14 protein-coding genes are annotated in these 20,405 nt (G+C 62.1%); 5 read left to right on the forward strand and 9 right to left on the reverse strand.

Annotated elements, in window-relative coordinates; all coding sequences use genetic code 11:
* Positions 1–162: 162 nt before the first annotated feature.
* The 5 genes from OC446_RS06780 to OC446_RS06800 all read right to left on the reverse strand — a co-directional run bounded on the left by OC446_RS06780 (position 163) and on the right by OC446_RS06800 (position 3,969).
* Positions 163–1,167 carry a hypothetical protein gene (locus OC446_RS06780; protein WP_262028294.1) on the reverse strand — a complete coding sequence of 335 codons (1,005 nt, stop codon included), beginning with the start codon at positions 1,165–1,167 and terminating at the stop codon, positions 163–165.
* Between the two features lie 228 nt (positions 1,168–1,395).
* Positions 1,396–1,980, reverse strand: a complete 585-nt coding sequence (locus OC446_RS06785) for a hypothetical protein (protein WP_262028295.1) — start codon at positions 1,978–1,980, stop codon at positions 1,396–1,398.
* Positions 1,973–2,641: an SOS response-associated peptidase gene (locus OC446_RS06790; protein WP_262028296.1), complete on the reverse strand. Its 669-nt coding sequence runs from the start codon at positions 2,639–2,641 to the stop codon at positions 1,973–1,975. Before OC446_RS06790 ends, OC446_RS06785 begins: the two co-directional genes overlap by 8 nt.
* Positions 2,642–2,690: 49 nt before the next feature.
* Positions 2,691–3,224: a hypothetical protein gene (locus OC446_RS06795; RefSeq protein ID WP_262028297.1), complete on the reverse strand. Its 534-nt coding sequence runs from the start codon at positions 3,222–3,224 to the stop codon at positions 2,691–2,693.
* A gap of 4 nt (positions 3,225–3,228) precedes the next feature.
* The gene (locus OC446_RS06800) at positions 3,229–3,969 is read right to left on the reverse strand and encodes a DUF6946 family protein (RefSeq protein ID WP_262028298.1); all 741 of its coding nucleotides are present in this window, start codon (positions 3,967–3,969) and stop codon (positions 3,229–3,231) included.
* 318 nt (positions 3,970–4,287) lie between these two features.
* Here OC446_RS06800 and OC446_RS06805 point away from each other — a divergent pair, with 318 nt between their 5' ends.
* Genes OC446_RS06805 through OC446_RS06825 form a run of 5 tightly spaced genes read left to right on the forward strand, consistent with a single transcriptional unit; the run spans position 4,288 to position 14,555 of the window.
* The gene (locus tag OC446_RS06805) at positions 4,288–4,626 is read left to right on the forward strand and encodes a HigA family addiction module antitoxin (protein ID WP_262028299.1); all 339 of its coding nucleotides are present in this window, start codon (positions 4,288–4,290) and stop codon (positions 4,624–4,626) included.
* Positions 4,627–4,644: 18 nt separating this feature from the next.
* Positions 4,645–8,157, forward strand: a complete 3,513-nt coding sequence (locus OC446_RS06810) for a helicase-related protein (protein WP_262028300.1) — start codon at positions 4,645–4,647, stop codon at positions 8,155–8,157.
* A 2-nt stretch (positions 8,158–8,159) separates the two neighbouring features.
* Positions 8,160–11,087, forward strand: coding sequence for a DUF1156 domain-containing protein (locus OC446_RS06815; protein ID WP_262028301.1), 2,928 nt, complete (start codon positions 8,160–8,162; stop codon positions 11,085–11,087).
* Between the two features lie 11 nt (positions 11,088–11,098).
* Entirely contained in the window at positions 11,099–13,918 is a 2,820-nt protein-coding gene (locus OC446_RS06820; RefSeq protein ID WP_262028302.1) for an ATP-binding protein, read from the forward strand.
* Between the two features lie 49 nt (positions 13,919–13,967).
* Positions 13,968–14,555, forward strand: a complete 588-nt coding sequence (locus tag OC446_RS06825) for a hypothetical protein (RefSeq protein WP_262028303.1) — start codon at positions 13,968–13,970, stop codon at positions 14,553–14,555.
* Positions 14,556–14,573: 18 nt separating this feature from the next.
* Here OC446_RS06825 and OC446_RS31000 read toward each other — a convergent pair whose 3' ends face one another.
* Genes OC446_RS31000 through OC446_RS06840 form a run of 4 tightly spaced genes read right to left on the reverse strand, consistent with a single transcriptional unit; the run spans position 14,574 to position 20,233 of the window.
* Complete coding sequence (locus OC446_RS31000; protein ID WP_410055022.1) at positions 14,574–14,795, reverse strand: GcrA family cell cycle regulator; 222 nt, start codon at positions 14,793–14,795, stop codon at positions 14,574–14,576.
* A gap of 11 nt (positions 14,796–14,806) precedes the next feature.
* Entirely contained in the window at positions 14,807–18,067 is a 3,261-nt protein-coding gene (locus OC446_RS06830; RefSeq protein ID WP_262028304.1) for an error-prone DNA polymerase, read from the reverse strand.
* The gene (locus OC446_RS06835; protein WP_262028305.1) at positions 18,064–19,563 is read right to left on the reverse strand and encodes a Y-family DNA polymerase; all 1,500 of its coding nucleotides are present in this window, start codon (positions 19,561–19,563) and stop codon (positions 18,064–18,066) included. The genes OC446_RS06830 and OC446_RS06835 overlap by 4 nt, the downstream gene beginning before the upstream one ends.
* Positions 19,481–20,233 (reverse strand): ImuA family protein, encoded by a 753-nt coding sequence (locus tag OC446_RS06840; RefSeq protein WP_262028306.1) that lies wholly within the window; start codon positions 20,231–20,233, stop codon positions 19,481–19,483. The genes OC446_RS06835 and OC446_RS06840 overlap by 83 nt, the downstream gene beginning before the upstream one ends.
* Between the last annotated feature and the right edge of the window lie 172 nt (positions 20,234–20,405).

Genomic DNA, 20,405 nt, shown 5'->3' on the forward strand with positions numbered 1-20,405 from the left:
TTCAACACACGGCCAGCCTGAACCCCGCCCGACGTGCTTTGAAATGCGCGCTTACCCTCGCTCTCCTGGGTGTGCACGCAGAGGCGGCTGACAGCCTCCCGCGCCAGCGGCCGGAGTGCGTTCACCAGCCGCTCCATGCAACACGGTTCTGCTGAGAGACAACTACTCGCCCGGACCTCCCACCAGCGCGCGCAATTCGTCATCTGTTAGGCGCATCTCGAATGTGACTTCGATTAGGCGAACGCCGTTGGCTTTACATAGCTGGCGCTTACGCTCGTCACGGGCTCTCGTTCCCTCAAGAGCGGCGAGCCCGCCAAAATGGGCGACCTCCTTGAAGTGCTGCTCTCCATGGTATTCGATCGCAACGTTCAGATTAGGAATCCAGATATCCAGGTGCTGCCGCCCAAGCCACTTCGGCTGCCCATGATGAGTAACGTCGAGGCCAGGGAACATAGACTTGACGCGGTAGAAGAGGTCGGTTTCGTTCACCCATCCTTCGCCGATCGCTGCTATTCCGCGCTTGGCTCGCGCACGGTTTTCCGCAGCGCGCACGCGCTCGACGACCTCGGTTCGAAAGTCACTTAGCGTTACCCTGAAGGCTTTTCTGCCCGCCGCTTTGTAGCAATCAGCGTGCTCTTTCCTGAACTTCGAGGTTTGAATGGTGAAGTTGCCTGTTTCATCCCAAGGCAAACCGTAGATGTTCACGTGGAACCACCTATCTGAGCCAGCAGCTTCGGGATTGAACATTTGCAGTTCAGAAACATGGAACGGCGTCCGATAGGTCTTTTTCATCAGGGTGGCGAGATAGACTGCGACCATCCGCTGCGCGCCAAACTCGTGCAGGGTGTCCCACGTGAATGACTCTGAAATTTCTTCGTCAATCGCCGAAGGGTTGCGCTGATAGAACTCTCCGCCCCGATAGCCGAAAATCTCCGCCGTCTTACGAATCTCCCAAGGCTCAGGGCTCATCCTGGTGATATAAGCCAGCGTAAGATGAGGACGGATCGAGTGCGAGCTAAAGCGGTCGGTATCCCGCAGGTGCGTCCGAAGACGATGCAGCAGCTCATCCGGCTGACTGGCCCAAGCAGGAGCATTGCGATCTGGCTTTATGGTGCTTCTCAGCTGAGTAAAAAGATCCTCTGGCCTTGGGACTAGATCGTCGGTCATCAAATGAACTCGCGGCGGCTCGGTTGCTTCATTGTGCGATCTGTAAATCCGTGGTCAGAAACGGTAAGCACACTCTACGGCAGTGTTGCAGTGGGACAAGTGAGCGATGATCGAAGGGCATCCTTGCTGCACCAAGCAAAGGGTCGGGTTCGAACGCTGGATACCTTGGATCCAATCAAGTGATCATCTCGAGGGCCGCGAACTAACGATCTCGACCGTCGTTCTCGCCTACATGCGGGTCGAAAGGAGCCGCCTCATCCTGTCGGTCCGGTCGGGACTGTTGATCCAATCCTTCACCTCGAAGTCTGCGATCCGCAGCGTCGGTGCGAAGCCGTGATGGGGCGCGAGGATGTCCGTTAAGGCGTCACGGAATGCGCGCTGACGGTGCCGTCCGCCATCGCCAGGAAACAGCGGCGGCTTGGGACGGCCGAATCCACCGCCCTCGAGCTTGGTCTTTGCGTCAGACCGCGCGATCCAGAGGTCGGCGTCGAACGCGAGCGGAATGTCATCTTTGTAGCGCCGCAGCGTCGTCGCGCGGTAGGCGTTGAAGTGTTGCTTCTCGTCGACCTCAAGGATGCGGGGTGGCGAACTCGGGACGACCAAGACTGCGTCGACCGTGCGGCGCTCGACCTTGCGCATCTCGTCGGGGAGCTCGAGCCCCGTGAGCTCCGAATAGATCGAGCAGACGAGCGGCCAACGGTCGCCGCACTCGGCCCGGCCGGGACGCACAAGCCAGTCCGGCGTCGACGCCGTGGAGACCCCGAGGATATCGGTGACCAGCCGGACGACGGCGTACTCGATCTCCTTAGGCATGTGAACCGGCCCGGCCATTCTCGGGTTGGTCAGACCTTCCGCCTTCGGCCACGATTTGGAGCATGTCGTCGGGAAGCGGTCGCTGCAGTTTGAGCGCTACTTCTGCCGGCGCGGTAAGCCAAGTTTCGTACTCCTCCGGGGTCGTCAGGATCACCGGCATGGCCTTGGGATGGATCGGCCCGACGACGCCGTTTGGCTCCGAGGTCAGGAAGGAGTAGAGCAGATGCTCGCCCTCGACCGGCTCCGCCTTTGTGCCGCGGACACCCGTCCACGGCCGCCAGATGCCGGCGAAAGCCGCCAGCGGCCGGTCCTTGCCCAGCGCGAACCAGACTGGTGTCTTGCGCGGCTTGGTGTCCTTGTACTCGCTGAAGCTGGTCAACGGAATCAGGACCCGGTACTGCGGCTTCAGCCAGGCGCGCCAGAAGGGCGACGACACGTTGCGCACGTTGGTGACCGGTTGGGTGCCCACTTTCGGCGGGGGCGGAAAGCCCCAGCGCATCCGGATGAGCTCGCGTTCGCCGTCGACCGTACGCACCACGGGAGCCATTTGATCCGGGAAGATCGCGGGCAGGGGAGGGACGTTGCCGGCATTGTCGCGGGCGACCTCAAAGGCGCGACGCATCGCCTCCTGAGTGGTGTAGCTGGAGTAAAGATTGCACACGGGCGGGTCCTCCGGCGGGGCATGACACCTTATGCAGCAGCGGCGGTTCTCAAAACGCTAAAGTGGCTTCCGGGTGCGCCCGTGCGAATTCCTCGAACGTGATCACACTTTCAAACTTTGGCAGGTGCGGTGAGTATTCCGCCAGCTTCGAAGCGCTGCACAGCAGGACCGTCGCAGCGTCACCATGCGGCACAACAGCTTTCGGTGCCGATTTCGCCCAACACTGTGCCCGGATCGCGCAATTGGCGGCCTTATCCTTCTTGGTCGGGAACTTGTCGGTGGGCTGCTTGACCTCGAAGTGCAAGGCAAAGCACATGCCTGTCGCCGCCTCGAAGATCGCGAGGAGGTCGGTTTCCTGCCCGCTGCATCCCTGGCAGCGGCACTTCTCGGTGAAGTGGGATCGCCACCAAGTCGCGGAGCTTCCGCTGCGTTGCGACCGCATTTCTTCGTGCAGGAGGCGCGCTTCCTCGGCGAAGGCTGAGAACTTGGTGCGTCCCAGGATCCATGACCGGCATGCTGGATCAACCACCAAGGCGTTGGCGAATGGTTCCGCATAGGTGAACTCGACTGATCCGTACAGCATCGGCCTACCCTGACGTCGCTATGCGAAAATCGTCTCGACTGAATCCTTGTCGGCCTTCTTCATTCGCGGCGAGAAACTGCGGGTCGCCGCAGGCCCAGCCGAGATAGAGCAGACGGGATGCATCGGGACGCACCGGGATCAGCCGGCCCGGTTCGGCCGAGCAGCCGAACAGCGAAACGAAGCGGGCGAATGCGTCGAACCACCTGCGTTGCGGTGAGAACGAGTGCACGATCATGGCTGCGGCGTCGGTCCTGAAGCGGTCCGCCTCGATGAACGCCGACACGGTTCGATGCAGAAGTTGATAATGGAGGTCAGGCGGCAACTGCTCCTCATGGAGGCCGAGCCGGTCACACAGGAACGCCAGGCGCTGGCGCTTGCCAGGGGAGGCGTTAGCCTTCCACTCCCCCAGAAGCTGGCCGAACGGCTCGTCGACCTTGCCCTCGATCGTCAGGGCCAGGGTCTGCTCCCCCGCCTTGACCAGTGCGAACAGATTGTTCTGGCTCTCCCCTCTGGAGCCCCCGGGTAGGGGCACCTTGTGTTCCGGCAAGGCGAGGAGGAGATCGGGCTCGCCGCCCAGGACCCGCAGCATCGACACGATTTCCGGTGGAAGCCCGCCGGCCGCCTCCCAGGAGTGCGCGAGGGTCTTCGCCGAAAAGCCGGAGCGCCACTGCTTCGATGGATCGGCCAGCAGCCGCCGCCAATCAGCCGGGCCGCTGGAAGGAAGGTAAATCCGGCTCACCGTCATGCGCTCCAGAATGCTCCGATGCAGAGTTACGTCATGGGCTGGCCGACATCCACTCAGCCAAATGGCCTAAGCGGATATTCCATGACGCCCGTAGCCATCCCTCGATCTCGTCTCTGAACCCCACGCGTAAGTCCTGTCGCGGCGGCAGGATACCCCGTCGACAGGGTGGTCACGTCGGCGGCGCGTGGTTCTTTCCCCTGTGGCGGAGTTGCATCTGGTCGACGGATAGCTGCGGAATCCTGTAGCGCGTCACTGTACAAGCGAGACAGTTCTGATACTCCTTTAGCCAATAAACCGAAGCTGTGGGAAGCGGTCGTCATGGGAAATTCTGGGGCGCATATTGTTTCTGAGTTACGTCATCCCGGAAATTACCTCCGGAAGATGATCCTGCAGGATCTTGGGTTGTCCGTGACCGAAGCTGCCCAGCTGCTCGGCGTCCATCGGGTAGGGCTCTCACGCCTGCTCAACGGGCGCGCTTCCCTGTCCGCCGAGATGGCGATCCGGCTGGAAAAGGCCTTCGGGGCGGATCTGGAAGCCCTGATGCGGATGCAGAACGGCTACGACATCGCCCAAGCCCGCTTGCTCGAGGGGCGCATCACAGTCGAGCGTTACCTCCCGCCGTCCCATCAGCCGATTCCGGCCGGCCTATCCCGATAATCACGAAAGTCTTCCCAAATGCGGCTAGAGGAGATCGCTTCGGGGCAGAGTCTCACGGGCGTCGAACCCACCCAGATCGTGACCGTCGTCGCGGCCGTTCCCATCGGAGAGGGGGCGCTCCAGCTGATCTACAGGACGCCGGACGGCGTGATGAAGGATCGGATGCTCGGCCGCGTCGAAGAGGCGGCGATCGACAAGGCGGTGGCCGGTCGGCCGTTCTCCTTCGATGGGGACGGGGCCGCCTTCCAGCTGACCTGCGAGGCGAAGCGGATCGACCTGGCGTTCCTGTTCGACCCGATGATGGCGGTGCACACCTCGAACGTGCAGCCCCTCCCGCACCAGATTACGGCCGTCTACGAGTCGCTCCTGCCGCGTCAGCCCCTGCGGTTCGTGCTGGCTGACGATCCGGGAGCGGGCAAGACGATCATGGCGGGGCTCTATATCCGCGAGCTCGTCATGCGGGCCGACGCCCGCCGCATCGTCATCGTCGCGCCGGGCAGCCTCGTCGAGCAATGGCGTGACGAGCTGTTCGAGAAGTTCGGCCTCGAGTTCAAGATCTATTCGCAGCTGCTCGAGCAAGCCTCGCCTAGCGGAAACCCTTTTGAAGACCACCACCATCTAATCGTTCGCCTTGACCAGGCGTCCCGCAACGAGGAGCTGCAGGACAAGCTCTGCGCCGCGGGTTGGGACCTCGCCATTTTCGACGAAGCCCACAAGCTCGGGGCCCACTACTTCGGCTCGAAGCTCGAGAAGACCGGCAGGTACCGCTTCGCTGAGAAGCTGGGGGCTCATACCCGCCACCTGCTCCTGATGACGGCCACGCCGCATAACGGCAAGGAAGAGGACTTCCAGCTGTTCCTCGCCCTGCTGGACTCGGACCGGTTCTATGGAAAGTTCCGCGACGGCGTCCATAAGGTCGACGCCTCCGACCTGATGCGCCGGATGGTCAAGGAGGAGCTCCTCAAGTTCGATGGCACCCCGTTGTTTCCGGAACGTAGAGCCTACACGGTCAACTATGCGCTGTCCGACATCGAGGCTGCGCTCTACGAGGCAGTGACGAATTACGTCCAGACCGAGATGGGCAAGGCGGATGAGCTCGAAGGTGCGCGAAAGGGATCGGTCGGGTTCGCCTTGACGGCCCTGCAGCGGCGCCTCGCTTCAAGCCCGGAGGCAATTTACCAGTCCCTGAAGCGGCGCCGGGAGCGCCTTGAGAGCCGCTTGCGGGAGGAGAAGGTCGGCGTTCGGGGCCGGAGCATCCTGGCAGAGACCCTCGATGACGCACCTGAGGATGACGACGACCTTAGCGCTGAGGAGCAGGAGAATCTTGAGGAGACCCTGATCGACGACGCCACCGCCGCCCGGACGGTCGCGGAGCTCGAGGCGGAAATCGTCAGTCTCAAGGGGCTTGAACAGCAGGCGAAACAGGTCGTCGCGTCGGGCCAGGACCGGAAGTGGGATGAGCTCTCGAAGATCTTGCAGAACGAGCCGGAAATGCGCGACGCATCGGGCCGGCAGCGCAAGATCATCATCTTCTCTGAACACCGCGATACGCTGAACTATCTCCACCAGCAGATTGCCGGCGTCCTCGGCAATCATGAGGCCATCATGACGATCCATGGTGGTACCCATCGTGACGAGCGACGACGGGTCCAAGGCTTGTTCCGCACTGATCCGAACGTGCAGGTGCTGATCGCAACGGATGCGGCCGGCGAGGGCGTGAACCTCCAGAACGCCAACCTCATGGTCAATTATGACCTCCCCTGGAACCCGAACCGCCTCGAACAGCGTTTCGGCCGGATCCACCGCATCGGTCAGACCGAGGTGTGCCATCTCTGGAATCTCGTCGCCAAGGAGACCCGCGAGGGTGACGTCTACCACAGGCTGCTGAAGAAGCTGGAGGTCGAGAGCGAGGCCCTGAAGGGGCGGGTGTTCGACATCCTGGGTGAGGTCTTCGAGGACAGGAGCCTCAAGGATCTTCTGATGGATGCCGTCCGCTACGGCGACCAGCCGGAGGTGCGGGCCCGCCTGTCGCAAAAGGTCGACGCCGCACTTGATCATGACCACCTGAAGTCGCTGCTCAACCGGAACGCTCTCTCGCAGGAGGTGATGAGCCCCGAACGGCTCTTCGCCGTCAAAGAGGAGATGGAGAAGGCGGAGGCGCGACGCCTGCAGCCGCTCTTCGTCCGGGCGTTCTTCTCGCAAGCCTTCAATGCCCTCGGCGGCGTCATGCACCCGCGCGAGGCCGGGCGCTACGAGATCACACACGTCCCCGTGTCGATCCGCGAGAGGGACCGGCGCATCACCGGTCGTAACCGCCGGGACCAGGAGCCTGTGTTCAAGAAGTACGAGCGCATCTGTTTCGAACGCGAGGCTATCCAGCCGTTGGACAGGCCCGGATTACGGCGTGCCGATCTCATGCACCCGGGCCATCCGTTGATGCTCTCGGTATCCGACCTCGTGTTGGAGCAGCACGCGAACCTTCTCCGGCAAGGTGCCGTTCTGGTCGACCCGGCCGATGAAGGGACCGAGCCCTGGCTCATGTTCCTGCTTACCCACGAGGTGAAGTCGGGCGACGGTTCGGTCCTCTCTAAGCGTCTCCAGTTCATTCGGGTCGAGCCGGACGGGAAGGCGTCATTCGCCGGTTGGGCCCCGCACCTCGACCTCGAGCCCTTGCCGGCTGAGGAGCTAGACCTCGTGAAGGACCAGATCGCAGCCCCTTGGATCACAGCCGATCAGGAGACACGGGCCGTCTCGCTGGCTGCAGGCACTCTGGTTCCGGAGCACTACGCTGAAGTCGCGAAGCGGCGCGTCGAGCACGTCGACAAGACCTTGAGGGCAGTGCACGAGCGGCTCACGAAGGAGATTGCCTTCTGGCAGGACCGCTGGATCAAGCTGAAGGAAGACCTCGACGCCGGACGTGACGTGCGGCTTCCCTTCGACAACGCACGCCGGACCCTCAGCGACCTTGAAGGACGGCTTGAGAACCGCAGGAGGGAGCTTCAGTCCATGCGCCACGTCGTCAACGGCACTCCCGTCGCTCTCGGCGGCGCGCTCGTTGTCCCAGGCGGTCTCATGCGGGCGCGCCGCGGCGATGAGCCAACCGATCCAATCGCAGCGACTTTCGCTGCTGACGCCGCAGCCCGCGCGCGGATCGAGAAGATCGCGATGGATGCGGTGCGCCGAGCCGAAGAGGCAAGGGGTTGCCGTGTGGTCGACGTCTCCGCCGAGAAATGCGGTTGGGATCTGACGTCCTACCCTCCCGCCATCGACGGAAAGCAGCCGGATCCCCGCCACGTCGAGGTGAAGGGAAGGGTGAAGGGGGCGAGCACCGTCACGATCACCCGGAACGAAATGCTTTATGCCTTCAACCAAGGGGACAAGTTCGTCCTGGCGATCGTCATCGTCGGAGAGAACGACATGGCGGAAGGTCCCCACTACATCCGCAATCCATTCGATCGCGAGCCGGCCTGGGGCGTCGCGTCGGTCAATTACCACCTGAGCGACCTGCTCGCTCGGGCAGAGGCCTTTTAAGAATGACTTATGCCGTCAGAGCTCCAAAAAAGTTGATCGAGGTCGCCCTGCCGCTTGATGCGATCAACGTGGAGGCAGCTCGGGAGAAATCCATCCGTCACGGACACCCCAGCACGCTGCACCTTTGGTGGGCTCGTCGCCCTTTGGCGGCCGCGCGCGCCGTCATCTTCGCCCAAATGGTCAATGATCCGTCCTGGAAATGGGAGATGGATCACCCTGGGGAAGTACCTCCGAACCACCTGAAAGCTTCGTGGGCCAATAGCCGGAAGAGGCTTTTCGGGATCCTTGGAGAACTCGTCAAGTGGGAGAACACAACGAACGAGGAAGTTCTCGAAAAAGCCCGCGCAGAGATCCGGCGCTCGTGGCGTGAGACGTGTGAGATTAATGCCGACCATCCTCACGCTAGCGAGTTGTTCGATCCTGAAAAGCTGCCGGGATTTCACGATCCGTTTGCGGGTGGCGGAGCAATTCCTCTTGAGGCGCAACGACTAGGCCTTGCGTCATTTGCTAGCGACCTCAACCCGGTCGCAGTGCTCATCAATAAAGCGATGATCGAAATACCTCCGAAGTTTTCGGGGAGAGCGCCTGTTGGTCCAGCGCGAACAGGTAAAACGAGCGTTCAGCTACAACTGGAACATAATTGGGACGGTGCGACTGGATTAGCTGAAGATGTACGTCGATATGGTGAGTGGATACGCAATGAGGCACAGGCGCTCATTGGACATCTTTACCCTCTGGTCGAAGTGACCCCAGAAATGCTGGCCGAGCGACCTGACTTGAGTTCTCTGGTCGGGAAGAAATTAACGCCCGTCGCCTGGATATGGGCGCGGACCGTTAAAAGTCCTAACCCGGCGTTCCGCAACATCGATGTACCCTTGGCATCTACTTTCATGCTTTCGACCAAAGCAGGGAAGGAAACGTTCGTTGAGCCCATCGTTACAGGTGAAGGTTATAGGTTTACTGCTAAGGTTGGTAAGCCTTCAAATGCCGAAATCGCGAAGACGGGCACGAAGCTCTCCCGCGGGGCAAACTTCCGCTGCCTTATGAGCGACACACCTATCTCAAGTGATTACATAAAGGCAGAAGGGCAGGCCGGGCGCATCGGCGCGCGACTAATGGCAATCGTCGCGGAAGGTGAGCGCGGTCGCATCTATCTTCCGCCGAGTGAGGAGGTGGAAGAAGTAGCCAAGCGAGTGCTCCCGGAATGGAAGCCAGATACCAAGCTCGCCGATGATCCACGGAACTTCTGGACCGTACAATACGGCCTGACCGAGTACGGTGACTTGTTCTCGGCTCGACAGCTCGTCGCGCTCGATACGTTTGCCATGCTGGTTGAGCAGGTCCGTGATCGAGCGCGGCACGCCGCAGTCGCCGCAGGTATGTCCGACGATGATATCGGTATTGCAGCTGGTGGATGTGGAGCTCGCGCCTACGCTGAGGCAATAAGCATTTACCTGGCATTCGCGATTTCGAAGCTCGCAGATCGCGGGTCAACGATTTGTACTTGGTTTACAGAGCGGGATTCAACACGGAATACATTTGCCCGCCAGAGTATACCCATGACGTGGGACTATGCGGAGCTTAACACTCTGCTGGATGGAACAGGCAGCTTTGCTGGGGCAGTCGAATGGACTGCAGAGAGTTTAGAAGGCGTTGCGGCTGGATATGGGGCTCGGTTAGGTCAAGGCACCCAGGATGACGCGATGTCTCAATCCATCAGCTGCGGCAAGGTCATCTCTACGGATCCACCTTACTATGATAACATCGGCTATGCTGACCTTTCAGATTTCTTCTATGTGTGGCTCCGCAGGTCTCTGAGGCCCGTTTTCCCGTCTCTATTCGCTACGGTTGCTGTACCTAAGGCTGAAGAACTCGTTGCTACACCTTATCGGCACGGAAGCAAGCAGAAGGCAGAGGCGTTCTTCCTCAACGGGATGACCCGGGCGATGCATCGTCTCGCGGAACAGAGTCACTCGGCTTTCCCCGTCACGATCTATTACGCCTTCAAGCAAGCGGAAACCAAGAGCGAGGCTGGAACCGCCAGCACTGGCTGGGAGACCTTCCTTGACGCAGTAATTCGCGCTGGGTTCTCCCTGACTGGGACTTGGCCAATGCGAACTGAATTGGCCAATCGAATGATCGGGTCCGGTAACAATGCACTTGCATCCAGCATTGTTCTCGTCTGTCGCCCTCGTCCAGAGACTGCCGCCACTATCTCGCGGAGGGCATTCATTCGTGAGCTTAATCAGGTTTTACCGGAAGCTCTTGATGAGATGACTCGGGGTTCTGGTGATGATCGGTCGCCGGTCGCGCCCGTTGACTTGTCGCAAGCGATCATTGGTCCGGGTATGGCAGTCTTCTCCAAGTATGCTGCCGTTTTAGAGGCAGACGGCACGCCTATGACGGTGCAGACGGCTCTCCGCTTGATTAACCGGTTTCTCGCGGAGGATGATTTCGATCCAGACACTCAGTTCTGCCTGCACTGGTTTGAACAGCACGGGTGGGGCGAGGGCCGATTCGGCGACGCTGATACTCTCACGCGTGCCAAGGGGACCTCAGTCGACGGAGTAAAGCAGTCGGGCGTCATCTACGCTACCGGGGGCGTTGTGCGGCTCCTAAAATGGGCCGATTACCCAGGCGATTGGAAACCGGAGACCGACTTCCGCCTCCCGATATGGGAGGTGCTTCATCAGCTCATCCGCGTATTCCGGACGCAGGGTGAAACTGGAGCTGGTGCAGTTCTTGCCGCTGTCGCGACGAAGGCGGAAGCGACCCGTCAGCTCGCCTACCGACTCTATACGCTATGCGAGCGGGCCGGATGGGCAGAAGACGCCCGGGCCTACAACGAAATCATCACGAGTTGGAGCGCCATCGAGTCTGCCGCCGCCAAGGCCGCAGGTCCGAAGCAGGCCTCTCTGTTCGACGCCTGAGGAGCTCTGTCATGAAACCTTGGAGAGAAATCGCCGTTCCCCATCGTGACGTGCTCGGCGGCACGTTCCAGCAATCCGAGTTTGCGGCCGACATCACGGCTGTTCACACAAGGAAGGCCAGTCCCGAATATCAGGACGCAATTGCCTTCTTCGAGCGCACCTACATCACTGAGGGCATGCGGCTCCTCCTGACGCAGGTGGCGCAGCGCTTGGCCGGGAAAGGGGGCGAGCCTGTCATCCAACTGCAGACCGCGTTCGGCGGCGGCAAGACGCACACGATGCTCGCCGTGTATCATCTTGCGTCGAGAGAATGCGAGTTGTCGCAGATGGCCGGCATCCCCGAGCTGGTCGACCGCGCCGGCCTCATAGACGTGCCCAGGGCCAGGGTGGCCGTCATTGATGGCACTGCCCGCGCACCTGGCCAGTCGAGAATGCAAGGCAAGCAGGAGATCAGGACCCTCTGGGGCGAGCTCGCATGGCAGCTCGGACAAGCCGATGGCTTCGAGCTTGTGAAGGATGCCGACGCTAGCGGCACCTCGCCGGGCAAGGACGTGCTCATGAACCTGCTTGAGCGCTACTCGCCCTGCGTGATCCTGATCGACGAGCTCGTCGCCTATGTTCGCCAGTTCCCGGAAGGACAGCAGCTCAGCGGGGGTACCTACGACAGCAACCTGTCCTTCATCCAGGCTTTAACCGAAGCCGTGAAGCTCGTGCCAACGGCGATCGTTCTCGCGTCGCTGCCGGAATCGGAGATTGAGGCCGGAAGCCAACGGGGGGTCGCTGCACTGAAGGCGCTCGAGAAGACCTTCGGGCGCGTCCAGGCGCTCTGGAAGCCTGTCGCGACGGAGGAGGCGTTCGAGATCGTTCGCCGGCGGCTCTTCGAGCCGGTGCGCGACGCGGCGGCACGGGATGCGGTCTGCCGGGCATTCGCCGACGCCTATCTCGCAGAGGGGGCGAAGCTCCCGTCCGAGACGCAGGAGGGCCGCTACTACGACCGGCTCGTGCAGGCTTATCCGATCCACCCTGAGGTTTTCGATCGCCTCTACGAAGACTGGACGACAATCGATGGCTTCCAGCGCACCCGCGGCGTCCTGAAGCTGATGGCCAAGGTCATCTACCGGCTTTGGAAGGACGACAACAAGGACCTGATGGTCCTGCCCGGGACGCTGCCGCTTTACGATGGCAGCAGCCGAAATGAGCTGACCTATTACCTGCCGGCCGGCTGGGATCCTGTGATCGAACGCGACATCGACGGGGAGCGCGCGGAGACGACCGAGCTCGAGAACAAGGAGCCTCGCTTCGGCCAGCTTCACGCCGCCCGCCGGGTGGCAAGAACCATCTTCCTCGGCAGCGCTCCTTCCTCTGTGGTCAATCAATCCGGTATTCGCGGGGTCGACCGAGCCCGTGTCCTGCTCGGGTGCCTTCAGCCTGGACAAGCCTCCTCGAACTATGCGGATGCCCTGAACCGGCTTTCAGACCGTCTCCACTATCTCAATAGCTCGGGCGACAGGACCCAGGATGCGACCCGGTACTGGTTCGACACGCGCGCCAATCTCCGGCGCGAGATGGAGGACCGTAAACGACGGTACAATGACGACACGGATGTCCGCGGCAGGATCGCCGAAGGCATGAAGCGCGTCGTGGGTAGCGCTGCGTTCTTCGACGGCGCGCATATCTTCACGCCTCATGCCGACGTGCCGGACGACAGCGCCCTCAGGTTGGTGGTGCTGCCTCCCAAGATCTGGCATTCGCGCGACGAGGCCCGCATCGCCGAAGAGGCGGTGCTGGACTACGTCCGCAACAACGGGCCGAAGCCCCGCTACCGCGGCAACCGCTTGGTCTTCTTGGCTGCCGACCACGGCGCTCTGGCCCGGCTTAACGACGCAGCCCGCGTTGTGTTGGCCTGGAGCTCGATCGTCGACGACATCAAGCAGGCACGCCTCAACATCGACCTGCTTCAACAAAGGCAGGCTGAGAAGGAACTTCAGACCGCCCAGGACGTCCTCCCTCGCGCCACCCGCGAATGCTTCAAGTGGCTGCTGTGCCCGGGCCAGGAGAACGCGACGGATCCGAAGCCTCACGTCGAGGCTTTCGCGCTCAACACGAGCGGCGGCTCGCTCGTGAGCGAGATCGAGCGGGTCTGCCTCGACAATGAGCTCGTCATCACGACGTGGTCGCCGATCCACCTTCGCGCGAAGCTGAGGGAGCTCTACTGGAGGCCCGGTGAGCCCGCAGTGAGAGCAATTACGTTCTGGGAGGACACCCTGCGGTACCTCTACCTTCCGCGCCTGAAAGACCGGGAGGTGCTCACCAAAGCGATCAGGAACGGAGCGGCGAGCCGGGACTTCTTTGGCACGGCTTATGGGCAGAACGGCGATGTCTTCGAAGGCTTCCAACTTGGGATGGGCGACTTCCAGCTCGATGACACGCTGCTGCTCATCGAACTGGAGGCTGCGAAAGCCTTCGAGGAGGTAAACCGGCCGAAGCCAAAGGAAGGGCCCGAGTCGGTAAAGCCTCCGGAGAAGCCGTTGCTCGGCATAGACCCGCCTGCGGGAGGCGGAGAGGAACAACGGAAGGAGCCACCGCCTGTGGTGCAGGCGAAACCGCGGTCGTTCCATGGAACCGCCGACATCCAGCCGGCGACAGCGAAGATGCGGATGATCCAGCTCGCGGAGGAGATCGTGAGCTTGCTCATGACGGATCCCAACGCGCAGGTGAGGGTCACCGTGGAGATCGCAGCGGACTTTCCGGAGGGGGCAGGCGACCAGATCAAGCGGGCCGTTTCCGAGAATGCACGTAGCCTCGGACTAAAGATTGCGGACTGGGAGTAGACTGCCAGACCGCAACCCAGGACCGGAAATGAGCTGAGAGCCGAACGTTATGAATGACCAGGTGCTGCCAGAGCTCGGGTTGCAAGCCGACCGCATGCCGGAGGCGGAAGTCGCGCTGCGGCTTGCTGAGTTCATCCTGTCGCTTCCAGGCGCGGGAGCGATGGCCAGCGTCGCGATCGATGGGACCAGCATCAAGGTCGGCGACGCCGGCGTGTTCGACATCGGACGCTTCATGGCCGGTAAGGGATGGGAGCAGGTCAAGGAGCCACAAGTCGGCCGGTCCGCCTGGACCGGCGCATACCGGCGCGGTGACAAGACGATCCGGGTGCACTCGCGGCCGGGCGAGGGCGATGTCATCACCACGGTCGATGGCCGTCGGATCATTGCGGAATGCCAGAAAGGGCCTCTGGCCTACAGGGCTGGAAGTCTCGAGGTCTCGCTCCTCACGACGGCGCTGGGGCAGGCGCTCCTGTTCGATGTGTCTGCCGCCGACATCGTGATCGCCGCTGTGCCGGATACGCCGGTCTTCCGCAGGCTCGTAGAGACATGGCGGAAACGTCCCCTCATTCGGCGGGCTGGCATCAGACTTGTCCTCGTGGCCCGCGACGGTTCGGTCTCGGGATTGGATCTGCACTAGATGCGTCGAAAAGCCGACCTACGTCGTCAGAGCGTCGCGTTGGGCTTTTCCATGTGCCGGGACGTAGACGAGCCGTCGGTGCCAGTCACACCAGCTTGAGCCCTCCAGCGTTGGGGCTCCGCAGCAAATGGCGCGTCGAGGATCGTCGGAGACGATGAAGCGGCATTGCCGCGTGCCGATCTTAAGCAGTTTTGTGTATTGGCTGGGGTGGGGCTCTTGCATGGCGAACACCTGTTGCATGATTGGCTGGATCAATGGAAGTCACGTGTTGCCACCCGAATGGTAGGCCCGTTCTCCCGCTCCGATATCTCGGCGGCAGGGGAGACGGTGGTCTCCTTGTTGCCCTCACGCAGACGGTTGCGCGTGCCGATCTTCGCCTCGTCGCCGCGCCCGTGACGCATGCTGAAAGGATCGTCACGGTCACTGACGCTGCGGAGCAGATTCGACAGATCGATGAGATGTTCTGCAATGAGATGGGTTACACCGCCCTCGCGCTGGTAGCGCCCGCGGATTGCCATCATGCCCGACGAGAGGATCAGCCTGCGCTGCTTTTCGAAGAGCGTCGGCCATACGATGATGTTGGCAACATCGGTCTCGTCCTCAATCGTCATGAACATCACGCCTTTGGCGGAGCCCGGCTTCTGGCGCACGAGCACGAGCCCGGCCACCGTCACGCGTTGGCCGTCCCGGGCACGCCGCAGATCGGCGCAGCTGCGAATCCGGCGCTCACGTAATTCGGCACGCAGGAAGGCGAGCGGATGCTGGCGCAGCGTCAAGCCCTTCGAGCGGTAATCCTCGACGACCTCTCGTCCCTCGGTCATGGGCGTGAGCTCAACGCCTGGCTCGTCTCCCTCGGAACGAATAACATTGTCGCGCTCGTCGGCTGCGGCAAACAGCGGTAAGGGTTCATCCGACAGTCCCTTGAGGGTCCAGAGGGCATCGCGCCGACTGACCCTTATTGACCTGAACGCGTCAGCATCCGCCAGGCGCTCCAGAGCGGAGATCGGGATCCCGGCTCGCCGCCACAGGTCCTCGATCGAGGCGAACGGACGATCAGCCCGGGCCAGGGGGATCATCGCTCCATCGGCATTCGCGAGGCCTCGCACCAGACACAGCCCGAGGCGGACCGCAAAGCGGCGTGGGTTGCCGGTCGGCTCCAGGGTGCAATCCCAGCGCGAATGGTTGATATCGACAGGCCGGACCTCTACCCCGTGGTTGCGTGCATCTCTGACCAGTTGCGCCGGGGCATAGAAGCCCATCGGCTGGGAGTTCAGGATGGCACAGCAGAACACATCAGGGTGATGGCACTTCATCCAGGACGAGGCATAGGCGATTTTGGCGAAAGAGGCGGCGTGGCTCTCCGGGAAGCCATAGGATCCGAAGCCCTCGAGCTGCTTGAAGGTGCGCTCGGCGAACTCCTGGTGGTAACCGCGAGCGGTCATTCCGCTCACGAGCTTGTCCCGGAACTTGGTCACGCCAGCCGTCAACTTGAAGGTCGCCATGGCACGACGAAGCTGGTCGGCCTCGGAGGGCGTAAAGCCGGCGCATTCGATGGCCACCCGCATGGCCTGCTCCTGGAAGAGCGGCACCCCAAGTGTCTTTTCCAGCACCCGCTTCAACTCCGGCCGCGGATACTCCGGTTTCTCATGACCTTCCCGGCGGCGAAGGTACGGATGCACCATGTCACCCTGGATCGGGCCCGGCCGCACGATCGCCACCTGGATCACGATGTCATAGAACGTGTCCGGCTTGATCCGTGGCAGCATCGCCATCTGGGCGCGACTCTCGATCTGGAACACCCCGACCGTGTCGGCCTTCTGGATCATTCGGTAGGTCGGTCGATCATCGAGCGGGATCTTCGCGAGGTCACGGTCCTCACCCTTGTGTTCGCGCAGCAGATCGAAGGCTCGCCGCATGCAGCCGAGCATGCCGAGGCCTAGCACATCGACCTTCATGAACTTGAGGGTGTCGATGTCATTCTTGTCCCACTCGATCACCTGTCGGTTTTCCATCGCGGCAGGTTCGATCGGCACCAGATCATCAAGACGATCCTGCGTGAGGACGAACCCACCCGGATGCTGGGAGAGATGACGCGGTGCGCCGATGAGCTCGGACGCCAGTTCCAGCGTCATGCGCAGGCGGGGATCATTGAGGTTGAGGTTGAGTTCCTTGGCCTCCTTCTCTGACACGCCGTCATTGCCCCAGCCCCAAACGAGCCCGGACAGGCCTGCGGTCACATCGTCGGGCAGGCCCATCACCTTGCCGACCTCGCGGACCGCTCCCCGAGCACGATACGTGATCACGACCGCGGTCAAGGCCGATTGATGCCGGCCATAGGTGTCATAAATCCACTGGATTACCTCCTCACGCCGCTCGTGCTCGAAGTCGACGTCGATGTCGGGCGGCTCGCGCCGCTCCTGGGAGACAAAGCGCTCGAACAGGAGATCGTGCTCGACCGGATTGATCGAGGTGATGCCGAGGACAAAGCAGACGGCAGAGTTGGCCGCCGATCCTCGCCCCTGGCACAGGATACCGCGTGACTTCGCGAAGCAGACAATCGCATTGACGGTCAGGAAGTACGGCGCGTAGCCCAACTCCTCGATCAGGTGGAGTTCATGCCGGATGGTTCCGGCCACTACATCGGGAATGCCATCAGGATAGCGGCGGTTCGCCCCTTCCCACGTCAGCCGCTCCAGTTTCTCCTGAGCGGTCCCGCCTGGATCCGTCTCATCGGGATACTGGTAACGCAACTCGTCTAGCGAAAAGGTGCATCGGTTCAGAATTTCTTGAATCCGTCCAAAGGCCGCCGGATGCCGCTCGAAGAGACGCTGCATCTCAGCCGGGTCTTTCAGATGGCGATCGGAGTTTCGCTCGAGGCGATAACCGGCTGCGTCGATGGTGCAGCCCTCGCGGATGCAGGTCACGACATCCTGCAGCCGGTGCCGGTCAGGATGATGGTAGAGAATGTCGCCGACAGCGACAGTCGGAACACCAGCCGCTTTTGCTGCTTCCTCGACGTAATGGAGCCAGAGATGCTCGTTGGGACCGAACCGGCGGATCAGCGCCATATAGGCGCGATTGCCGAACAGAGACTTCAGGCGCGATAGATTGGAGCGAAGGCTTTCATTGACCTCGTCGCCGAGGAGAATGGTGAGCAGGCCCTCGTTCCAGGCGACCACATCATTCCAGGTCAGAAAGCACCTCCCTTTCCCGCCGCGGCTTTTTCCAATGCTGAGCAGGCGACAGAGGCGGGAATAGGCCTGGCGGTCGGTCGGGTAGACGAGCAGCGACGTGCCGTCGGTCAGATCGAGCCGGCAGCCCACGATGAGCCGAACACCGGTTTCGCGGGAGGCGTCATAGGCGCGGACAATTCCTGCCAGAGAATTCCTGTCGGTAATTCCCAGAGCCGAAATGCCAAGCACCTTTGCCTGCTCGAACAGTTCGGCAGGGCTGGAGGCTCCACGCAGAAATGAGAAATGGGTTGTGACCTGAAGGTCGGCATACCGGGTCATGCGAAGAACCCGTGCATCCACCAGCGGCCACCCTCCGACATGGGTGCGTCACGGAAGATCCAGAACCGCGCACCCTTGTCGGTCTCGAGCCGGTAATAGTCGCGGATCATTTTCGGTTGGCCGCCAAGCCACCATTCGGATGTGATCCGCTCAGGCCCATCGGCTTTGAGTACCTTGTGCCGGACCCGGCGCCAAATGAAGAAGGCCGGCGGATGGTCCGGCAGCAGCGCGGTCGAGATGATCGGCTCCGGCGGATCGAGAAGGCGTGTCGGCCGCGGCAGCGCCTCCGGCCAGACAGAGCCGGACGGGGGTGCAAGAGCCGGAACCTTTGTCGTCATGCGCTCCGGAACACGAGATTCGACGGGCGCCAGGCGATAGACGCGATCCGCACCGACCCGCGTGGTGATCCGGTCGACGAGACGGCTCAAATCGACGGCTTCGTTTTCGGTCTCGATGCCGCGTGCGACCGTCTGCTGCGCGATCAACGGCTCGGTTCGGTGGGCGATCAGGACAACTTCCTCAATCCCGAAGCCTGGATCGATGGTCTCGAGTCTCTCATCGAACAATCTCGCCAGGTGAAGGTGGTCGCGTGTCGCTTTGGCCGTGCCGACCCGCAGCGAAGCCCCTTTCTGATCGACGCGGCGGACGATCAGATCCAGTCGGCGAACACCCTCACCACGCTTGGCGAGCTCGCGACACAGCTCGTCCGATAGCTGCCGCACCACGCTCTTCAGATCCTCCGGTCGGCCGATCGGCTCCGCAAAGGCGCAAGTCGCGATGGCCGCCTCTTTGGGAATGAGCGGATTGATTGGCTCAAACGCATGCCCCATGGCCTGGTCGAGACGCAGGGCAGCCTCGCGGCCGAACCGGCGCACCATGGGTGCCCGGGGCATGGCAGCAAGCTGCCCAACCCGTTCGATCCCAAGGCGATGCATGACGTTGATGGTTTCGTGCGAAAGCCGGAGCGCCTGAACGGGCAGGGGCGAGATGGCATCAACGGTCCGGCCCGGCGGGACGATCGCGGCCTTCCCGTAACGGGCGATGGCCCAAGCTGCACCGGGGCCATCGGCAATGGCGGCTCGGGCGTTGATGCCGCTGCTCTGGGCGCGATCGAGAAGCTTCGTGAGCAGGGCCTCTTCGCCTCCGAACAGATGCTCGACCCCGGCGATGTCGATCCAGATCCCGTCTGGCGGATCGGGGGCGACTACCGGGGAGAAGCGGATCAGCCATTTAGCAAACTCCCGCAGCGAACCCTCATCGCCGATGGGATCGGCCTCCATTATATGAAGATCCGGGATCAGGGCCTGGGCCTGGGCAACGGCCATGCCGGCGATTAACCCAAGCCCCTGTGCGGCCAGGCAGGCCGATGCCACGATCCGACGGGACCCGGCCGTGTTCACCGTGACGAGCGGCTTATCGCATGGCGGAGCCCCGAACCTGCGCCGGATCCGGTCGGTCGGCCAAGTCGGAAGGTAAAGCGAGACGACCCTTCGCATCGCAAGCCTCCAGTATCCAGGTACGGGGTTCAGCGCCACGGCAGCGCACGAGGTCGGCCTGCCAGCGGGCCCGGCCGAGACCAGGAGCAGGCAGGCGTTCGGAAATGACAGGGGCAATGCGCCAGCGGGTTGAGGCAGCGGTCGGAAGCTGCGTCAGGTCCTTCTCGGCAACGGTCCACCAGCGCCGGAGCAGGAGAGCGGTAACGCCTGAGGTCTCTGCTGCGAGCTGCAGCCGGCGTGAGGCTGTGAGGCCCAACCGCGTGACCTCGCCAACGACAGCTCCAAGGCCTCTCTCGTGCAGGCCTTCTTCGACGAGAGGCAGGACATCACGGTCATGGGAGGTCTCGACATAAATGACGCGATCGGGATGCAAGCCCGCGTGCAGGAGACCGGGAGCAAAGAGATCGCGCCGGGTCAGGCACCAGAGAACCGGTCCCTTGAGCCGGGCCGCGATGCCGGCCGTGAACAGGGTGGCGGCGCCGGCAAACTCGGCGGCCGGTCCCGCTTCGATGATCTCGTGCAGGCTGCCACGTGCCAGGCCATGGCCAGGCAGGTGCTCGTCTATGGCTGGGATGCCGAAGGGCAGGGGCTTGCGGGGACGGGAGCCGCGCTCCAAGCGCGCGATCTGCCGCCGTAACTCCTCGATAGCCTCTTGCGGCTGGGGACGCATCACTCCTGCTCATGCGAGCACGGCAGTGAGAACCGGACGGAACCGACAAACGACTAGACTGAGAGGCACCGTCATACTCCGGGCTTACTGCGACAAAATGGAACATAACGTGAACATATTCAGCCCAGTGGAGTCAACGGAAGGGCTGCAGCCGGTGCTGTGGATAGCGGGG

This window comes from Microvirga sp. Mcv34 (assembly GCF_024519725.1).
In the GTDB taxonomy this organism is placed as follows: Bacteria; Pseudomonadota; Alphaproteobacteria; order Rhizobiales; family Beijerinckiaceae; genus Microvirga.

Bases quoted from the DNA above. Each gene is read 5' to 3' on its own strand.
- OC446_RS06805 (WP_262028299.1), top strand. From the start codon at position 4,288: ATGGGAAATTCTGGGGCGCATATTGTTTCTGAGTTACGTCATCCCGGA.
- OC446_RS06820 (WP_262028302.1), top strand. From the start codon at position 11,099: ATGAAACCTTGGAGAGAAATCGCCGTTCCCCATCGTGACGTGCTCGGC.
- OC446_RS06815 (WP_262028301.1), top strand. From the start codon at position 8,160: ATGACTTATGCCGTCAGAGCTCCAAAAAAGTTGATCGAGGTCGCCCTG.
- OC446_RS06785 (WP_262028295.1), bottom strand. From the start codon at position 1,980: ATGCCTAAGGAGATCGAGTACGCCGTCGTCCGGCTGGTCACCGATATC.
- OC446_RS06830 (WP_262028304.1), bottom strand. From the start codon at position 18,067: ATGACCCGGTATGCCGACCTTCAGGTCACAACCCATTTCTCATTTCTG.
- OC446_RS06840 (WP_262028306.1), bottom strand. From the start codon at position 20,233: ATGCGTCCCCAGCCGCAAGAGGCTATCGAGGAGTTACGGCGGCAGATC.
- OC446_RS06795 (WP_262028297.1), bottom strand. From the start codon at position 3,224: ATGCTGTACGGATCAGTCGAGTTCACCTATGCGGAACCATTCGCCAAC.
- OC446_RS06780 (WP_262028294.1), bottom strand. From the start codon at position 1,167: ATGACCGACGATCTAGTCCCAAGGCCAGAGGATCTTTTTACTCAGCTG.
- OC446_RS06810 (WP_262028300.1), top strand. From the start codon at position 4,645: ATGCGGCTAGAGGAGATCGCTTCGGGGCAGAGTCTCACGGGCGTCGAA.
- OC446_RS06800 (WP_262028298.1), bottom strand. From the start codon at position 3,969: ATGACGGTGAGCCGGATTTACCTTCCTTCCAGCGGCCCGGCTGATTGG.
- OC446_RS31000 (WP_410055022.1), bottom strand. From the start codon at position 14,795: ATGCAACAGGTGTTCGCCATGCAAGAGCCCCACCCCAGCCAATACACA.
- OC446_RS06835 (WP_262028305.1), bottom strand. From the start codon at position 19,563: ATGCGAAGGGTCGTCTCGCTTTACCTTCCGACTTGGCCGACCGACCGG.
- OC446_RS06825 (WP_262028303.1), top strand. From the start codon at position 13,968: ATGAATGACCAGGTGCTGCCAGAGCTCGGGTTGCAAGCCGACCGCATG.